Source organism: Microbacterium schleiferi, assembly GCF_015565955.1.
Taxonomy (GTDB): domain Bacteria; phylum Actinomycetota; class Actinomycetes; order Actinomycetales; family Microbacteriaceae; genus Microbacterium; species Microbacterium schleiferi_A.
In genome coordinates, this window is record NZ_CP064760.1 from 117,911 (window position 1) to 135,587 (window position 17,677).

Annotated in this window: 16 protein-coding genes; 8 read left to right on the forward strand and 8 right to left on the reverse strand. The window is 68.5% G+C overall.

Annotated features, from left to right (window positions below; all coding sequences use genetic code 11):
* Window position 1: 1 nt before the first annotated feature.
* Window positions 2-2,770, reverse strand: coding sequence for a molybdopterin-dependent oxidoreductase (locus IT882_RS00585; protein WP_195692731.1), 2,769 nt, complete (start codon window positions 2,768-2,770; stop codon window positions 2-4).
* Window positions 2,767-3,603, reverse strand: a complete 837-nt coding sequence (locus IT882_RS00590) for an FAD binding domain-containing protein (RefSeq protein WP_195692732.1) — start codon at window positions 3,601-3,603, stop codon at window positions 2,767-2,769. The genes IT882_RS00585 and IT882_RS00590 overlap by 4 nt, the downstream gene beginning before the upstream one ends.
* Window positions 3,604-3,722: 119 nt before the next feature.
* On the opposite strand from IT882_RS00590, the gene IT882_RS00595 reads away from it, so the two are divergent.
* Together IT882_RS00595 and IT882_RS00600 are read left to right on the forward strand one after the other, a co-directional pair.
* On the forward strand, window positions 3,723-4,115 hold the full coding sequence (locus IT882_RS00595; RefSeq protein WP_195692733.1) for a DUF1304 domain-containing protein: 393 nt from the start codon (window positions 3,723-3,725) through the stop codon (window positions 4,113-4,115).
* Between the two features lie 102 nt (window positions 4,116-4,217).
* Window positions 4,218-5,195, forward strand: a complete 978-nt coding sequence (locus tag IT882_RS00600; protein ID WP_195692734.1) for a zinc-binding dehydrogenase — start codon at window positions 4,218-4,220, stop codon at window positions 5,193-5,195.
* A gap of 89 nt (window positions 5,196-5,284) precedes the next feature.
* Here IT882_RS00600 and IT882_RS00605 read toward each other — a convergent pair whose 3' ends face one another.
* Window positions 5,285-6,049: a nucleoside phosphorylase gene (locus IT882_RS00605; RefSeq protein ID WP_195692735.1), complete on the reverse strand. Its 765-nt coding sequence runs from the start codon at window positions 6,047-6,049 to the stop codon at window positions 5,285-5,287.
* Between the two features lie 154 nt (window positions 6,050-6,203).
* Here IT882_RS00605 and IT882_RS00610 point away from each other — a divergent pair, with 154 nt between their 5' ends.
* Window positions 6,204-6,764 (forward strand): nucleotidyltransferase family protein, encoded by a 561-nt coding sequence (locus tag IT882_RS00610; protein ID WP_195692736.1) that lies wholly within the window; start codon window positions 6,204-6,206, stop codon window positions 6,762-6,764.
* A gap of 382 nt (window positions 6,765-7,146) precedes the next feature.
* Here the strand turns inward: IT882_RS00610 and IT882_RS00615 are convergent, their stop codons facing one another.
* From IT882_RS00615 to purS, 3 genes are all read right to left on the reverse strand, one after another.
* Window positions 7,147-8,091: a 2-hydroxyacid dehydrogenase gene (locus tag IT882_RS00615; protein ID WP_324253904.1), complete on the reverse strand. Its 945-nt coding sequence runs from the start codon at window positions 8,089-8,091 to the stop codon at window positions 7,147-7,149.
* A gap of 87 nt (window positions 8,092-8,178) precedes the next feature.
* Window positions 8,179-8,886, reverse strand: coding sequence for a phosphoribosylformylglycinamidine synthase subunit PurQ (gene purQ / locus IT882_RS00620; RefSeq protein WP_195692737.1), 708 nt, complete (start codon window positions 8,884-8,886; stop codon window positions 8,179-8,181).
* Entirely contained in the window at window positions 8,883-9,131 is a 249-nt protein-coding gene (gene purS, locus IT882_RS00625) for a phosphoribosylformylglycinamidine synthase subunit PurS (protein ID WP_195692738.1), read from the reverse strand. The genes purQ and purS overlap by 4 nt, the downstream gene beginning before the upstream one ends.
* Window positions 9,132-9,380: 249 nt before the next feature.
* Here purS and IT882_RS00630 point away from each other — a divergent pair, with 249 nt between their 5' ends.
* The 5 genes from IT882_RS00630 (at window position 9,381) to IT882_RS00650 (ending at window position 15,291) form a co-directional block, all read left to right on the forward strand.
* A complete protein-coding gene (locus tag IT882_RS00630; protein ID WP_195692739.1) occupies window positions 9,381-10,661 on the forward strand; it encodes an extracellular solute-binding protein in 1,281 nt (426 codons plus the stop codon).
* 68 nt (window positions 10,662-10,729) lie between these two features.
* A complete protein-coding gene (locus IT882_RS00635; RefSeq protein WP_195692740.1) occupies window positions 10,730-11,812 on the forward strand; it encodes a carbohydrate ABC transporter permease in 1,083 nt (360 codons plus the stop codon).
* Complete coding sequence (locus tag IT882_RS00640) at window positions 11,809-12,717, forward strand: carbohydrate ABC transporter permease (protein WP_195692741.1); 909 nt, start codon at window positions 11,809-11,811, stop codon at window positions 12,715-12,717. The genes IT882_RS00635 and IT882_RS00640 overlap by 4 nt, the downstream gene beginning before the upstream one ends.
* 1 nt (window position 12,718) lies before the next feature.
* Window positions 12,719-14,203, forward strand: coding sequence for a GH1 family beta-glucosidase (locus IT882_RS00645; protein WP_195692742.1), 1,485 nt, complete (start codon window positions 12,719-12,721; stop codon window positions 14,201-14,203).
* Window positions 14,204-14,247: 44 nt separating this feature from the next.
* Window positions 14,248-15,291, forward strand: a complete 1,044-nt coding sequence (locus IT882_RS00650) for a LacI family DNA-binding transcriptional regulator (protein ID WP_195692743.1) — start codon at window positions 14,248-14,250, stop codon at window positions 15,289-15,291.
* Window positions 15,292-15,369: 78 nt separating this feature from the next.
* Here IT882_RS00650 and IT882_RS00655 read toward each other — a convergent pair whose 3' ends face one another.
* Together IT882_RS00655 and IT882_RS00660 are read right to left on the reverse strand one after the other, a co-directional pair.
* The gene (locus tag IT882_RS00655) at window positions 15,370-16,266 is read right to left on the reverse strand and encodes a phosphoribosylaminoimidazolesuccinocarboxamide synthase (RefSeq protein ID WP_195692744.1); all 897 of its coding nucleotides are present in this window, start codon (window positions 16,264-16,266) and stop codon (window positions 15,370-15,372) included.
* A gap of 41 nt (window positions 16,267-16,307) precedes the next feature.
* A complete protein-coding gene (locus tag IT882_RS00660) occupies window positions 16,308-17,591 on the reverse strand; it encodes an ATP-binding protein (RefSeq protein WP_195692745.1) in 1,284 nt (427 codons plus the stop codon).
* Window positions 17,592-17,677: the final 86 nt, after the last annotated feature.

A 17,677-nucleotide genomic window follows, 5' to 3' on the forward strand; every position in this document is an offset into this window, starting at 1 on the left:
CTTACTCCGTGGGCGGGGTCGGGGACAGGTCGGGATGCTGCGCCAAGCGCCACACGCGCTGGCGGGTGAACGGCTGGTGGAAGGGTCTGCGGCCGAGCGCTCGGGCGATAGCGTTGCCGATCGCGGGCGCGACGGGGTTGTAGGGTGATTCGCTCATCGACTTCGCCCCGAACGGTCCGACCGTGTCGGAGGTGTCGGCGAGGTACAGCTCGGTCTCGGGTACGTCGGCGAACTGCGGCACCCGGTAGGTGCGGAACACCGCGTTCTGCACGGCGCCGTCTTCGACGAGCACCTCTTCGTACAGTGCGCTGCCCACAGCCTGCGCCGCGCCACCCTCGATCTGTCCCCGCAGCTGGGCGGGGTTCATGACCGTTCCGGCATCCGCCGACTGCACCGACTGCAGAATCCTCACGACGCCGGTCTCGGGCTCGACGGCAACGCGCACCGCGTGCACGTTGAACGCCACGGATCGCAGCGCGCCATCCTCGCCGCCCGTGGCGAACAGGCCGTTCTCGTCGCGTTCCGACGCATCGGCTGCGGCGACCAGGTCGGCGAACGGAACGATTCCCGCGGGCGTTGCGACCCCGGCATCCGTCAGCAGCCCCGCATCTGCGTCGGTGCCCGTCTGCGCGGCGGCGAGTGCCAGCATCCGTGTCCGCAGCGCCTGGCACGCGGCCGCGAGTGCCTTGCCCGCCACGGTGATGCCGGTCGAGGCGAACGCGCCGGTGTCGTGGGCGACGGCATCCGTGTCGGCAGTCCACAACTGCAAGCGCTCGAGCGGCGCCTCGAGCACGGATGCCGCGATCTGGCGCAGCACGGTGGTGGTGCCGTTGCCGAACTCGGCGGTGCCGGTGCGCACGAGGTAGGTGCCGTCGGGGCGGAGCGCGACCCGCGAGCGGGAGAAGTGGCCGCGCGGCGCGATGGTCGCGATCATCGCGATGGCCATGCCCTCGCCGACCGCCCAGCCCGCGGGAGCTGCCACCCCGTTGCCGCGGCGCAGCGCGTTCTGCGCGAGGTCGAGGCACTGGTCGAGGCCGTAGCTGCCGACGATGAGGTCGTCGTCGGCGGGGTCGCCATCCGGATGCAGCGGATCGTCGGCGCGCACGACATTGCGCCGCCGCAGCTCGAACGGGTCGAGGTCGAGCTTCTCGGCGAGCATGTCCATCGCCGACTCGACGCCGAGCATCACCTGCCCGAGCCCGTACCCGCGGAACGCGCCCGAGGGCACATTGTTCGTGTAGACGGCCTCGGCATCGACCCGACGCACCGGCGCTCGGTAGACCGTGGTCGATTCGGCGACCCCGTGGAACATCACGCCGATCGCGTGGTTGCCGTAGGCGCCCGTGTCGCTGAGCACGTCGAGCTTCATCGCGGTCAGGGTGCCGTCGGCATCCGCTCCGAGCGCCACCGACACCCGCATCGGATGCCGGAGAGATGCCCGCGTGAACTGCTCGGTGCGGCTGAATTCGTAGGTCACGGGGCGTCCAGTGCGCAGCACGGCGAGGGCGACGAGGTCTTCGGTGAAGATCTCTTGCTTGCCACCGAATCCGCCGCCCACGCGCGCGGCGAACACGCGGACCTTCTCGCGCGGCAGATCGAACACGTGCGCGAGTTCGTCGCGGGTGAGGAACGGCACCTGCGTGCTCGACCGGATGACGAGCCTGCCGTCCTCGTCGAGCCAGCCGACCGCGCCGTGCGTCTCAAGCTGCGCGTGCGTGACGCGGGAGGTCTGCCACGTGCCGTTGACGGTCACGGCGCTCGCCGCCAGCGCCGCATCGACGTCACCGCCATGGCGCTCGTGCGCTGCCGCGACGACGTTGCGCGACGCATCCGTCACGCGGTCTTCGGGCGTGCGGTCGGGATGCAGCAGGGGAGCGCCCGGGGTGCGGGCTTGTTCGGGATCGAAGACGGCGGGCAGGATGTCGTACTCGACGTGCACGAGCCGGGCAGCAGCGTCGGCTGCGGCGGTGGTCTCGGCGACGACCGCCGCGACCCGCTGACCGATGAAACGCACGGTGTCATCGAGCACGCGGGTGTCGTCGGGATCGTCGGTGCGGTGCTCGTGGCGCGCGGTCGAGAACCGGGTGGCGGGAGCATCCTCGTGGGTAAGGACCGCGACCACACCAGGGATGGCGAGGGCGGCATCCGTGTCGATCGACACGATGCGGGCGTGGGCGTGAGGCGAGCCGACGACGCGCAGCACGAGAGTGCCGGTGACGGGTTCGTCGAGCGTGTACGGCTCGCGGCCCTGCACGATTCGGCGCGCGGCCTCGGGGATCACCGACGTGCCGATGCCACCGGCGGTGGATGCAGCGGCGCTCCCGGTCTCGCGCACCGGTCCGAGGACGGCTTCCGTGATCGCCTCGCGGATCGGGCGGTAGCCGGTGCAGCGGCACAGGCTCCCCTTCATGCGGCGGTCGAGCTCGGGCAGATCGTCGGCGGTGAGGGTGGATGCCGTCACGGCCATACCGGGCGTGCAGAAGCCGCACTGGAACCCGAAGTGTTCGACGAGCTGCTCCTGAACCGGATGCAGGTCATCGCCGGGCGCGAGGCCGCCCGCAGTCGTGACGGTCGCCCCATCGAGGCGCTGGGCCGGCACGATGCAGGAGTGGACGGGCTCGCCATCCACGATCACGGCGCACGCACCACAGTCGCCGGCGTCGCAGCCCTTCTTGACCTCGGTGTGCCCATGCTCGCGAAGGAATGTGCGCAGGCACTGACCCGGAGCCGGGTCGCCCTCGAGCTCGGTGCCGTCGACGGTGAGTCTCATGCGTCGGCCTCCTTCGCGAGGTCGGCGACCAGGCGTTCGGCGAGCACGGCGGTGACCGCGCGTCGCCAATCCGCCTCTCCGAGCGCGTCGGTGAAGAAGTCGGTCGGGCTCGTGACATCCGTGCGCAGCTGCGCGGGGTCGGGAAGATCGTCGTACCGGAAGACATGGGGGACGAGGGTGGATGCCGTCACGGCGACCACGGTCGAACCGTCGCGTTCGCGGCGCCCGCTCACGACGATGCCAGAGCGGCCGAGCTCGGCCAGCGCCATCTTGTGCAGACTGACCCGGGCCCGCATCGCCTCGGTGGGCACCTCGAGTGCGCGCAGCACCTCGCCGGGCTGCAGCGTGTTGCGCGCCTGCCCCGTCACGAACTCTGCGACCGGCTGCCGGCGCTCACCGCCGTCCGGTGTCCAGATCACTGCTTCTCCGTCGAGCGCAGCCAGCAGGGACACCATCGCTGCCGCGGTAAACGACTGACAGACGTTGCCGCCGACCGTCGCGGTGTTCCATACCTTGAACGACATGAGCAGGGCGTGCGCCGCATCCGGGATCGCCGCCGCCGCGCTCCAGCCGTCAGGAACCGGTGCATCGAGCTCTCCTCGAGACCACGCGACGAAGCGCGCGATCGTGCAGGTCGCGGCGATGCGAAGCCCGGCATCCGTGATCTCGACATCCGGCCAGCCCATCCGGGTGATGTCGACGAAACCGGTCACCTCGGGCTGCGGTTCGCTCATGAGCCACGTCCCGCCCGCGAGGATCCTCTCCCCCGGCGCGAGCGCGAGGTCTGCTCGGGTGTGGGCGAAGCGGTAGGAGGTGACAGACGTGACGTCCATCGCGCCCTCCCTCCAGCAGCCGATGTTGACTCAGCGAACACTCCGAGTGAATCAGGCGAGGATTTCGCGAGTGTTTCGCCGCGGCTCGTGCCAGGCTAAGCGAGTCGAGAGGAACCCGGATGCTCATCACCGGAATGGTCTTCGCCGCGCTGGCGGGGCTGCTGCACGTCTACATCTTCTGGCTCGAATCCCTCGCGTGGGGCAGCGCTCGCAGTCGGGCGACCTTCGGGGTGCGTAATGACGCCGAGGTCGAGATCACCCGCGCCTTCGCGTTCAACCAGGGCTTCTACAACCTGTTCCTGGCGATCGCCGCGATCCTCGGCATCGTGGTCGCCGCCGCCGGATCGGTGGCAGTCGGCGTGACCCTCATGCTCGTGGGAACCGGGTCGATGCTGGCCGCCGCCCTCGTCCTGTTCGTCACGTCGCCCGACAAGCGTCGCGCCGCGACCACGCAGGGGCTCTTCCCGCTGCTGGCCGTCATCAGCCTGGTGATCGCCCTGGTGATCGGCTGACGCGGGACTAAAACGCGACACTCTCGACGTTGTGGTTCGGGTGCGCTCGTCCCGGGTGATCCTCGAAGAGCGCCGCACCCGACATCCGTACAAAGGAGAATCATGCGCGCACTCGTGCAGCACCAGTTCGGCGACCCGGCAGAGGTCTTGGCAGTCGAGGAGGTCGACCTCCCCGAACCGGGACCCGGACAGGTGCGCCTGAAGGTCGTGCTCAGCCCCATCCACAACCACGACCTGTGGACCGTCAGCGGAAACTACGGCTTCAAGCCCGAGATGCCCGCCCGCGCCGGTACCGAAGCGCTCGGCACCGTCGACGCGCTCGGTGAGGGCGTCGACGGACTGACCGTCGGTCAGCGCGTGGTCAGCGCCAGCACCTTCGGGGTCTGGGCCGAATACGTTGTCGTGCCCGCACGCGCCGTGGTTCCCGTGCCGGATGCCGTCACCGACGAGGCAGCCGCGCAGCTGGTCTCCATGCCGGTCAGCGCCATCAGCCTCCTCGAGTACCTCGACGTGAACGAGGGCGACTGGATCGTGCAGAACGCCGCCAATGGCGCGGTCGGCCGCATCGTCGCGCAGCTGGCCGCGGGCCGGGGCGTCCGCGTGCTGGGCCTCGTGCGTCGCGCCGCAGGCGTGGAGGAGTTGGCTGCTGTCGGCATCCACGATGTCGTCGCGACGGATGACGAGAACTGGCGTGAGCGCGCCGCCGAGATCACCGGCGGCGCATCCATCCGCGCCGGTGTTGACTCGGTCGGCGGTGCCGCCAGTGGTGAGGTCACCTCGCTCCTGGGCGAGAACGGTCTGCTCGTCGTGTTCGGCGCGATGGCGTCGCCGACGATGGAGATCGCCTCGGGCGACGTCATCTTCCGTCAGCTGACCATCCGCGGATTCTGGGGCAGCAAGGTCAGCGCCGCGATGGACCCCGCGCACCGCGTCGAGCTCATCGGCGAGATCGTCCAGCGCGTCGCGCAGGGAAACCTCGACCTGCCGGTGTCGCAGATCTTCTCGCTGGAGCAGATCGCCGACGCCTCGCGCGCCAACTTCGAGCCCGGCCGCGTCGGCAAGGTCCTCCTGCGCCCGTAAGGCTGGCTGAGGTGAGGCCGCCGCCGAGTTCGAACTCGACGGCGGCCTCACGTCTGCATCCGGGGTGTCGTTTGGCTTTCGGGTCGGTGTCAGAGTTCGAGCTCGACGGCGGTCTCGAGCGCAGCCTCGATCGACCGCATCCAGCCCGCCTGCAGGTCTGCCTTCGTGCCCGAATAGAGCGATGCGCCATCGACGAGGTTGCTCGAGCACGCGCACACCATGCCCGCGCGCAGGCCGCGGAGGCGCGCGACGATGTAGAGCGCGGATGCCTCCATCTCGACGTTCAGGATCCCCATTGTGTTCAGCTGTGCGATCCACTCCGGGGTCTCGGCGTAGAACGCGTCATCGCTCACGCTGATCCCGCGGAAGGAGTTGGTTCCCGCGGCGCCCGCAATGCGCTCCGCGTGACGGGCCAGCGCGGTGGTGAGCTCCAGGTCGGGGACCGCGGGGAAACCCTTCGGAAGATAGGCATCCGTCGTCCCGTCGTTGCGGAAGCTGCCTTCACTCACGAGCAGGTCGCCCGGCGCAATGCCCGGCTGCAGGCCCGCCGAGCTGCCGACGCGGATGAACGAGGTCACGCCGACGCGGGCGAGCTCTTCGACCGCGATCGCGGTGGAGGGGCATCCCATACCGGTCGAGGTCGCCGTGATGTGGCGGCCCTTGTACCAGCCAGTCATGGTGCGGTGCTCGCGGTTGTGCGCGACTTCCTTCACGTCGGTGAGGAACTCGGCAACCAGCGGCACCCGGAACGGATCCCCGGGAAGCAACGCGACGCTGGAGACCTCGCCGGGCGCAATCGCGATGTGATACTGGCGGGCGTCGAGCCCTGCTGCTGACTTGTCGACGACGGACATAGGACCTCCTGGGTTCTGAGACGATCGGGTCGTCGCAGTCCCCGCCCTGGCGCCAGAGCCATGGTTGATAGGACGTGCTCTGCGAGCGAGCCTACCCACGCGCTGTTTCGCGGCTGTTTCTCGCTGCGGCAAGACCCCCGGTACGCTCGCCGGCATGACGGCGTGCGGAATCGTGCTGGCCGCTGGTGCGGGAACCCGCTACGGACAGCCGAAGGTGTTCGCCCGCGATGCGGTCGGGACGCCGTGGCTCGTGTCGGTGGTCGCCGCGCTCCGGGACGGCGGGTGCGACGAGGTGCTGGTCGTCATCGGCGCCGAAGCAGTTCGGGCGCAACGCCTGGTTGCCACCGTCGACGGCGCCCGGCCCGTGGTCGCCACAGACTGGGACACCGGGCTGTCAGCATCCGTTCGCGCCGGGCTTGCGGCGGTAGCCGCGACCGATGCCGACCTCGCGGTGATCGCCCCGGTCGACGTTCCCGGGATGCCCGCGTCGGTCGTGGCGCGGGTTCTGCAGGCCGCGGTCGGGCCTGGCTCTCTCGCGCGGGCAACCTACGACGGCCGGCCCGGTCATCCGGTCGCCATCGGGCGCGAGCACTGGGCGCCGGTGTCGGCATCCGTTCACGGGGATTCGGGCGCGAACCGCTACCTGTCGACGCACGCGGCCGTTGCGGTCGAGTGCGCCGACCTCTGGGACGGCGCGGATCTCGACACCCGATAGCGGCGGCATCCGTCCCGATCGCAGGATGGATTGGGGTGGCGGCCTGGTTTCGGGCGCCGGATTGGCGTTTGCTCCTGCGTTCGGTCCGGGATGGGCCGGGGACGGGGCAAGAAGAGTCCGCGATCGCGCAGTGGCGGCATCGTGCCGATCGCAGGATGGATTCGGGTGGCGGCCCGCCTGCGGGCGCCGGATTGGTGTTTGCTCCTGCGTTCGGGCCGCGGCAGGCCGGGCAATGCCGGGAGGAAGCCGTGACCGGTAGCGGCCGGTGTTCGTGCCGATTGCAGGATGGATTGCGGTGGTGGCCTGGTTTCGCGGGTCGGACTGGTGTTTGCTCCTGCGTTCGGGCCGCCGGACCGGTCGGTGGTCGAATGGGACGGGCGACTCAGGTGCGGAGAACGACGTTGATCGGGTCCTCGCCGCGGCGCATCCGTTCAGCCTGTGTGCGGACGAGCGCGGCGATGCGCGGCCGCATGGCAGTCGACGCGCCTCCCACGTGCGGGGTGAGCAACAGGCCCGGAGCCGCCCACAGCGGGTGATCGGCCGGCACCGGTTCGGGGTCGACCACGTCCAGCGCCGCGCGAATGCGGCCAGCGTGCAGGTGGCGCAGCAGCGCGTCGGTGTCCACGAGGCTGCCACGACCAACGTTGACCAGCAGCGCGGCATCCGGAAGCGCGGACAGGAACGCGTCGTCGACGAGCTTTGCCGTCTCGTCGCCACCGGGCAGCGCGAGGATGACGATGTCGGTGTTCGGGAGGAGTGCCGGCAGGTCTTCCAACGCGTGGACGATGGTGTCGTCCTCGGTTCTGGCGTGTGTCGCCACCGCCTCAACGTGGGCCTCAAACCCGCGGAGCCGCGTCGCGATGGCCTTGCCCACGCCGCCGAACCCGATGATCAGGACGCGCCGGTCCGCGAGGCTCGGGATGGGCGCGTCACCCTCCCGAGGCCCGGCCCAGCGGCCTTCGCTCTGCGCCGCGACGAAGCGCGGAATATCCCGCTGGGATGCCAGGGTCAGCGCGACCGCGAGCTCCGCGGTCGACCCCTCGTGCACGGATGCGGCGTTCGCGTACACGATCCCGGGCGGCAGAAAGCGGGCGGCAGCTTCATAGCCGATCGACTGGCTCTGCACCAGACGCACCTCGATGCCCTCGAGCCGCGCCAGCACGCGGGGACTGCGGAGGTACGGCTGAACCACGATGTCGAACGCCGTGCGCGGCGCCGTATCGCCCATGTCCCACCGCACGACCTCGACGCCCGGAAGCCCCGTGAGGTCTTCCTCGAGCATGTCGTCGGGAACGGAGATCACCAGAGTGCGCGCGTCGGAGTCCACCCCTTCACGCTACCCAGCGAATGCCGATACTGACCGCCGCCCGCTTCACAGCGCGTTAGTAGCGCAGCGACAGGGCGAAACGGCAGGTCAGGCGGCGGCGCTGACGACGGCGGAGATCGCCGAGGTGAAGAAGGCCAGGCCATCGGTCCCTGAGCGCATCGCCTGCCGGGTGTCGGGGCCGAAGCCGGCCTCGACGGCGTGCTCGGGATGCGGCATCAAACCGACAACGTTGCCGCGCTCGTTCGTGAGCCCGGCGATGTCATCGAGCGAGCCGTTCGGGTTGAGGCCCAGGTAGCGGAACGCGACGAGTCCCTCGCCCTCGATCCGCTCCAGCGTCTCGGTCGAGCAGATGTAGCCGCCATCCGCGTTCTTCAGCGGGATGACGATCTCTTGCCCGGCCTCGAAGCCGCTCGTCCACGCCGTGTCGGCGTTCTCGACGCGCAGACGCTGATCGCGCCGGATGAACTGCTGGTGGGCGTTTCGGATCAGGCCACCGGGCAGGAGGTGTGCTTCGACGAGCATCTGGAAGCCGTTGCAGATGCCCAGAATCGGCATCCCCTTCGCGGCAGCATCCGCGACCTCACGCATGATCGGCGCGTGGGCAGCGATCGCTCCGGCGCGCAGGTAATCCCCGTAGCTGAACCCGCCGGGAAGGACGAGGGCGTCGACGCCGCCCAGGTCGTGGTCGCCGTGCCACAGCGCCACCGGTTCGGCACCGGCGACACGGATGGCGCGCTGTGCGTCGCGATCGTCGAGCGAACCGGGGAAGGTGATGACCCCGATGCGGACGGTCACTCGATGACCTCGATGCCCACGACATCCTCGATCACGGAGTTGGAGAGGATCTCGTCGGCGATGCGCTGCGCCGTCTCGAGGAGTGCGTCATCGACCTCGCCCTCGACCGTCAACTCGAAACGCTTGCCGATGCGGACGCCGGCGAAGCCGTCGATTCCGAGGCGGTTCAGGGCACCGGCAACAGCCTTTCCCTGCGGGTCGAGCAGCTCGGCCTTGGGCATGACGTCGACGACGATGGTCGGCATGGGGAGCTCCGGATGTCGAGGGAGGGGCTGGACCAGTCTACCGAGGCGTTCGAAGCCGCCGCGGACGGTGCGTGATCAAAACGTTATCCGAATTCGTGGGAGCGCTCCCTTGACGCCGTGGGAGCGCTCCCGTACCGTAATCCGCAGTCGTGGGAGCGTTCCCACAACTGCCAGGGTTCCGCCCTCCCTCGGTACCCAGGCACAAGCCAACGGGTGTCTATCGGGCATCCATCACACAAAGGAGTGACTGTGTCATCACGTGCCTTCCGTCGCAGCGCGATCGTGGCCGCCGCCTTCGGCGCTTCCGCGCTCGTCCTCGCCGGCTGCTCGGGCGACGGCGGGGGATCGGAAACCGTCAACCCCGACGAGCCGATCACCCTCACCGTCTCCACCTTCAACGACTTCGGCTACACCGATGCACTCCTGCAGGAGTACATGGATGAGAACCCGAACGTCACGATCGTCCACAACATCGCCGCAACCTCGAACGATGCGCGCGCGAACTACTTCCAGAAGCTCGGCAACACCGGCCTCGCCGACATCGAAGCAATCGAGGTCGACTGGCTGCCCGAGGTCATGGAGTACTCCGACCTGCTCGCGCCGGTTCCCGCCGACCTCACGAGCCGCTGGCTCGACTGGAAGGTCGAGATGGCGACCGACCCCGATGGCAACCTCATTGGGTACGGCACCGACATCGGGCCCGAGGCCGTGTGCTACCGAACCGACCTGCTCGAAGCCGCCGGTATGCCCACCGACCCCGACGCCGTCGCAGAACTGCTCACCGGTGACTGGGACACCTACTTCTCGGTCGGTCAGCAGTACGTCGACTCCACCGGCAAGGCCTGGTTCGACTCGGCCGGCGCCACCTACCAGGGCATGATCAACCAGGTCGAAGCGGCTTACGAAGACCCCGCGACCGGTGAGATCATCGCGACCACGAACCCCGAGGTCGAGGACATCTACAACGCCGTGCTCGACGCGAGCGCCACGCAGTCCGCTCACCTCCAGCAGTGGGGCGACGACTGGTTCGCCGGCCTTGCCAACGGTGACTACGCCACGATGCTCTGCCCCGGCTGGATGCTCGGTGTCATCTCGGGCAACGCGCCTGACGTCACCACGTGGAACGTCGCAAACGTCTTCCCCGGTGGCGGTGGCAACTGGGGCGGTTCGTACCTGACCGTTCCTGCCAACGGCGCCAACGTCGCGGCAGCTCAGCAGCTTGCTGACTGGCTGACCGCTCCCGACCAGCAGATCCAGGCTTTCGAGAGCGCGGGAACCTTCCCGAGCCAGGTCGAGGCTCTTGCTGACCCGGTGCTGCTGGACTCCACGAACGAGTACTTCAACAACGCTCCCGTCGGTGCGATCTTCACGGATCGTGCGAACGCGGTGGACGTCGTGCCGTTCAAGGGCCAGTACTACTTCCAGATCAACGACGCCATGCAGCAGGCGCTGACCCGTGTCGAAGACGGCACGCAGAACCCGCAGCAGTCGTGGGACCAGTGGGTGTCTGAAGTCGACCTGATCGGCTGATAACCCGGCTGCGGGCTCGGCGGTTTCCGCCGGGCCCGCAGCATCCCCCTCGATCTCAGGAAGCTCTCGTGACCAGCACACTCGCCCGCCCGGCATCCGATGCCCCGGCGCAGACCCCCGGCCGCTCGCCCCGGCGAATCGGCTTCGGGCACCGGCTCAGCCGGTGGGACCTGAAGCTCTCGCCCTACCTCTACATCTCGCCGTTCTTCCTCCTCTTCTTCGTGGTCGGGCTCTTCCCGATCGCCTACACCGCCGTGATCTCGTTCATGGACTGGGACCTGGTCCGCAACTCCGGCGAGTTCATCGGCTTCGAGCAGTACACCTGGGTTCTGTCGAACCCGAAGTTCTGGATCGCCCTGCGCAACACCTTCAGCATCTTCTTGCTCTCGAGCGTGCCGCAGCTGATCATCGCGATCTTCATCGCCGCGATGCTCGACCAGAACATCCGCGCCAAGACCTTCTGGCGCATGGGCGTCCTGGTCCCCTACGTCATGGCACCGGTTGCGGTAGCCCTGATCTTCAGCAACATGTTCGCCGACCAGTACGGCCTCGTGAACAACTTCCTCGCCTCGATCGGGATCCCCGCGGTTCCGTGGCACTCGGATGCCTTCGCCAGCCACATCGCGATCGCCACGATGGTCAACTTCCGCTGGACCGGGTACAACACCCTCATCTTGCTTGCTGCCATGCAGGCGATCCCGCGCGACTACTACGAAGCCGCGACCGTGGACGGTGCCGGACGCATCCGTCAGTTCTTCTCCATCACGGTCCCGAGCCTGCGGCCCACCCTGATCTTCGTCATCATCACCTCGACGATCGGTGGCCTGCAGATCTTCGATGAGCCGCGCATGTACGACCAGTACGGCACCGGTGGGCCGAACTCGCAGTGGCTCACGATCACCCTCTGGCTCTACAACATCGGGTGGGGAGAGTGGAACTTCGGTCGCGCTGCGGCGCTGGCCTGGATCCTGTTCCTCATCATCCTCGTGATCGGTGTGATCAACCTGGTCGTCACGCAGGGCGTCGTGCGCACCGAAGGCAGCCGCGGCCAACTCACGCGCCGACAGCGCAGGGAGCAGAGCCGCGCGGCCCGCGAACGGCTGGCTGCAGACTCCGTCGCAGCCTCGACACCCAAGGAGGACGTGCGATGACCGCCGTCGAGCCGATTCCTGTCGCTCCCCACGACGAGTTCCCGCCCGAGGAACGGAAACCGCGCCGCCGTCGCGGCATCCGGGGGCAACGCCCCGGATGGGTCACCTACGCGGTGCTGGGCGTGTTCCTCCTCGGCTGCTTCTTCCCCTACTACTGGTCGTTCCTCATCGGGTCCGGTGACTCGAGCACGATCCGCGACCCCAACATGTCGTGGATCCCCGGCGGCAACTTCTTCGCGAACGCCGCAGCCGTCGTCTCCAACCCGGCAGTGAACTTCTGGCTGGCCCTGTGGAACAGCATCTGGAGCTCGGTGGTCATCGCGGCATCCGTCGTGTTCTTCTCGACGCTGGCCGGATGGGCCTTCGCGAAGCTGCGCTTCGCGGGAAGCCGGTGGCTGCTGATCTTCGTGATCGCCACGATGGCTGTTCCGACCCAGCTCGGTGTCGTGCCGCTGTACATCCTGTTCGCTGACCTCGGCTGGACCGGACAGATCGGCGCGATCATCGTTCCGGCCCTCGTCACGGCGTTCGGTGTGTTCTGGATGACGCAGTACCTGCAGCAGGCGGTGCCCGACGAACTGATCGAGGCGGCCCGTGTCGACGGCGCAAGCTCGTTCCGCACGTTCTGGACCATCGGGATGCCGGCGGCTCGTCCCGCCGCCGCAATGCTGGGACTGTTCACCTTCGTGACGGCGTGGAACAACTTCTTCTGGCCGTTCATCGTGCTGGACCGACAGAACCCGACGCTTCCCGTGTCGCTGTCGCTCCTGCAGTCCAACTACTTCGTCGACTATTCGATCGTGCTCGCCGGGGTGATCCTCGCCACGATCCCGCTGCTGATCCTGTTCATCTTTGCCGGCAAGCAGCTCGTGAGCGGCATCATGGCAGGAGCAGTGAAAGGCTGAAATGACCACCGACTTCTCGACCGAAACCGTGGCTACGGCATCCGTGCCGGCGCGGCCGTTCCCGACGAACTTCCTGTTCGGCGCGGCGACTGCGGCCTACCAGATCGAGGGTGCGGCCCACGAAGACGGACGGCGCGATTCGATCTGGGATGCCTTCAGCCGCGTTCCCGGAGCGGTGATCAACGCCGACAACGGCGACGTCGCCTGCGACCACTACCACCGGTATCGCGAGGATGTCGCGCTCATGCGCGACCTCGGGCTGCAGACCTACCGCTTCTCGACCTCGTGGTCGCGGATCCGCCCCGACGGCGGCCCGCTCAACCCGAAGGGCATCGACTTCTACAAGCGCCTGGTCGACGAGCTGCTGGATGCCGACATCCTGCCGTGGCTCACGCTGTACCACTGGGACCTGCCGCAGGCGCTGCAGGAGCGCGGCGGGTGGGCGGTGCGCGACACTGCCGACCTGTTCACCGAGTACGCCCTCGATGTGCACGATGCCCTCGGCGACCGGGTCAAGGTCTGGACGACGCTCAACGAACCGTGGTGCTCGTCGTTCCTCAGCTACACCGCCGGGATCCATGCACCCGGACGGTTCAGCATCGCGGAGGGCATGCTCGCCTCGCACCACCTGCTTCTCGGCCACGGCCAGGTCGTGCGCGAGCTGCGTGCTCGCGACGAGTCGCTGAACCTCGGGATCACCCTGAACCTCACGGTTGCCGACCCGGTGACTGACGCTCCGGCTGACCTGGACGCTGCCCGTCGGATCGATGGTCAGTTCAACCGGTGGTTCCTCGATCCGATCTTCCGTGGCGCGTACCCCGCAGACATCGTGGACGACATCCGTGCCGTCGACGCTGCCGCGGTGGCCGAATGGGAGGGCGCAGTTTCGGACGCCGACCTCGCCGTGATCTCGGCTCCCATCGACAGCCTCGGGGTGAACTATTACCACGGTGAACTGGTCGGTGGCACGCCACCCCTGGTCAGCCCCGGAGGCGGCGAAGCGCCGACCGACCGGGCGACGGCATCCCCGTTCCCCTCGCACGACGGCATCTTCTGGCACGACCGGGGCCTGCCTCGCACCGCCATGAACTGGGAGATCCAGCCCTCGGGTTTGACGACTCTGCTCCGCCGGGTCTGGGACGAGTACGCCCAGGCGGCCGGTGTCACGCTGTACGTGACCGAGAACGGCGCTGCCTTCGACGACGTCCGGGTGGACGAAAACGGCATCCCGCGCGTGCACGACGCCGCGCGCGCAGCCTTCCTCGAGGACCACCTCGCGGCGATCCTCGACGCGGCGGAATCCGGCGTGGATGTGCGCGGGTATTTCTACTGGTCACTCATGGACAACTACGAGTGGGCGTGGGGATACGAGAAGCGGTTCGGTATCGTACGAGTCGAGTACGACACGCAGGAGCGGGTCGTCAAAGACAGCGGTGCCCGGTACCGCGAGATCATCGCAGCGCGGACGCTGCCCGAATCGCCCTAGGCGAGGCTCCGCGCAAGGAAGGTACCCACGTGGACGGTGGAACGATGAGCGACGCCGTCGCGGGCGATGGGTTCGTCCGGGAGATCCCGTTCCGCGGTGCCGCGACGATCGAGGAGGTCGCGGCCGCGGCCGGTGTCTCGCGCTCGACCGTGTCGCGGGTCGTCAACGGCTCCACGGCCGTGAGTCCCGCGGCCCTGGATGCCGTCAACCGCGCGATCGCGGAACTGAACTACGTGCCCAATCGTGCTGCCCGCTCGCTGGCCAGTCGGCAGACCCGCGCCCTGGCGCTGGTCGTCCCCGAAGACACGACGCGCTTCTTCGGCGACCCGTTCTTCGCGTCGATCGTCTCGGGGATCAACGCCGGGCTGCGTTCGTCGGACTACGTGCTCAACCTCTTCATTGCCAGCGACGACCCGGGCGATAAGACGACGAGCTACCTGCGCAGCGGCAGTGTCGATGGGGCGCTCATCGCCTCGCACCACACGAGCGATACGTTCATCGACCGGATCGCCGCCGCCGTTCCCGTCGTCTATGGTGGGCGGCCGGTGCGCGAGCGTGGAACCGACTACTACGTCGACGTCGACAACGTCCGCGCCGGCTACGACGCGACCCGCTATCTGATCGAGCAGAGATATGCCGACATCGGCACGATCACCGGACCCCTGACGATGCCCGGTGGCGTTGACCGCCTCACCGGCTTCCGACAGGCACTCGCCGAGGCGGGACTCCCCGAGGGTGCGCTCGCCGATGGCGGGTTCACGACAGACGGCGGGGCCACCGCGATGCGCCGCATCCTGGATGCCGGACCCCCGCCGCGTGCCCTCTTCATCGCGAGCGACCTGATGGCTCAGGGGGCGATCTCTGTGCTTGCGGGGGCGGGCCTGAAGGTGCCGACGGATGTCGCGATCATCGGCTTCGATGATTCACCCGTCGCCGAGACGGTGAGCCCGCCGTTGACGACCATTCGGCAGCCGTCCTTCGAGCAGGGCGAACAGATGGTGACCGTGCTGCTCGACCTGCTCGCGGGCGGAACCCCGCCGCACGCGACGATCCTCGAGACGGAACTGATCGTTCGAGAGAGTTCTTAGCTCGCGGCGCCAACGCCGGGAGCGAGTCCTAGCTCGCAGCGCCAACGCCGGGAGCGCGTCCTGACGTCGCGGCGCCGGTCAGGCGAGGGTGAGCCGGTCGATGAGTTCGCGGTACTTCGCGGCAGTCCGCTCGACGATCTCCGCCGGCAGCTCGGGCGGCGTTCCGGTCTTGTCCCAGGCTGCCACGAGCCAGTCGCGCACGATCTGCTTGTCAAAGCTCGCCATGCGCTCGGACGGGGTCGTGCCGGTGCGCCACGCCTCGACATCCCAGTACCGGGATGAGTCGCTGGTGAGAACCTCGTCGGCAAGGACGAGCTCGCCGTTGCGGATGCCGAACTCGAACTTCGTGTCGGCGAGGATCAGCCCGCGCGCCGCAGCGGTCTCGGCCGCGCGCCGGTAGGTCGAGAGCGAGAGGTCGCGCAGCTGTGCCGCCCGGTCGGCGCCGACGAGCTCAACGGTCTGGTCGAACGTGATGTTCTCGTCGTGTTCGCCCAGCGGTGCCTTGTATGCCGGGGTGAACAGCGGCTCGGGAAGTCGGTCCCCGTTGCTGAGCCCCGCCGGCAGCGCGATGCCGCAGACCGTCCCGCTCGCGGTGTACTCGGCCCACCCCGAACCGGTGAGATATCCCCGCACGACGCACTCGACCGGCAGCATCTCGAGCCGGTGCACGAGCATGGCGCGGCCCTGGACGGCATCCGGGATCTCGCTCTGGTCGCCCGCGAGGTGATTCGGCACCGGTTCCCCGCCGTCAGCGCCGCCGAGTTGTTCGAACCACCACAGGCTGAGCGCGGTCAGCAGCGCTCCCTTGCCGGGGATGCCGGGCTCGAGCACGTGGTCGAAGGCGCTGACCCGGTCACTCGCGACCACCAGCATCCGGGCGTCGGCCTCGTCGTCGGGAAGGTAGAGGTCACGGACTTTGCCCGAGTAGACGCGATGCCATCCGGGCAGCGAGACGGGAGCGCCGTGATCTGTCACCCGAGCATTCTCGCAGGTCGGCGGCCCGCGCCCCCGCCCGGTTACAGGCGCGCGAGCGACGCGATGTCTTCGCTGAACTCCGCCGCCGCCTCCGGTGAGACTGTCGCGCGGGTGGACTCGAGAGCCGAGAGGTAGTCATCGGTTTCCAGCCCCGCTGCCGACTCCCCGTCGCGCATCGCCCGCCCCAGCGCTTCTTGCGATGCGCGCCGCGCCGCGTACTCGATATCTGCCGGGGTCAGACCTTCGCTTGCCTCGACGAGTCGCGGCAGGTCGAGATCACCGAGCGAGTCGGTCGGGATGTACCGCGTCCAGATCGCTTCCCGAGCCTCGGCATCCGGCAGGCCGATCGGCAGCACGTAGTCGAAGCGCCCGTGCCGGAGGAAGGCAGCATCGAGCGCACGCACGAAGTTGGTGGCGCACACCAGCAGCCGGCCCGGGCGGTCACGGAACTCGGCGATGAGCTTGAGCAGCTCGTTCGTCACGCCCTGCGTCGGCGACGGCGGCGTGCCGCCGCGCCGGGACGCGATCTCTTCGACCTCATCGATGAACACGACGGCGTGCTCGAGCTCGCCGATCTTCTCGAACGAGGTGCGCAGGGCGCTGGCCATCCCGCCGGGGGCATCACCCAGTCGCGAGGGGAACAGTTCGACAAAGGGCCAGTCGAGGCGGGAGGCAACCGCGCGAGCGAACGTGGTCTTTCCGGTTCCGGGCGGGCCAAAGAGCATGACAGCTCGCGGCGCGACAACACCGAATCGGGCGGCGAGCTCGGGTTGCGCGAGCGGGGCGACGAGTCGCTCTTCGAGCAGATTCTTCTCCTGTCGCATCCCCGCCACCGCGTTCCACAGGTCCCGGGGGAGGACGCGCCCGCCGACCTCTTTGAGCAGATCCAGCTCCCGCCGCTGTACGGGGAGGCGTCGCTCGAAATAGCGCAGGTGACGCTGCTCATGGAAGCCGTTGTGCTCCAGGTGGGATGCCCCGCCGCCTTCCTCGGAGACGAGGGCCGACAGGGTTCCCAGACCCAGAGGTGCCATCCGCCGCTCGAGCGCGTCGAGCAGCTCGCCCGCGACTCCCGGGTCCACCTCGTCGTCCAGAGCGAAGAAGACGAGCCAGCCCTGGGCGTGCGCGGCCCGGCCGACGGCAGCGCCGACGACCTCCTCGCCCACGACCGCGACGATGGCCACGTCTTCGCGGCACGAGGCGATGACTTCGGCGAGGGAGTAGACAGCGCCGCCGGACCCTGCCACCGACTGCCACAGGCGCACGACGCCGTCGATGTCATCGGCGTGAGCCTCGCGCACGCGCGGGCGCTGACGGATGCGGACCATCGGTGACCTCCCCAGTGAGCCGTGGCATCCGCGGCGGACGGCGGAGCTGAGCCGATCTTCGCGGGTCAAAGCGCCGCGTGTCTACC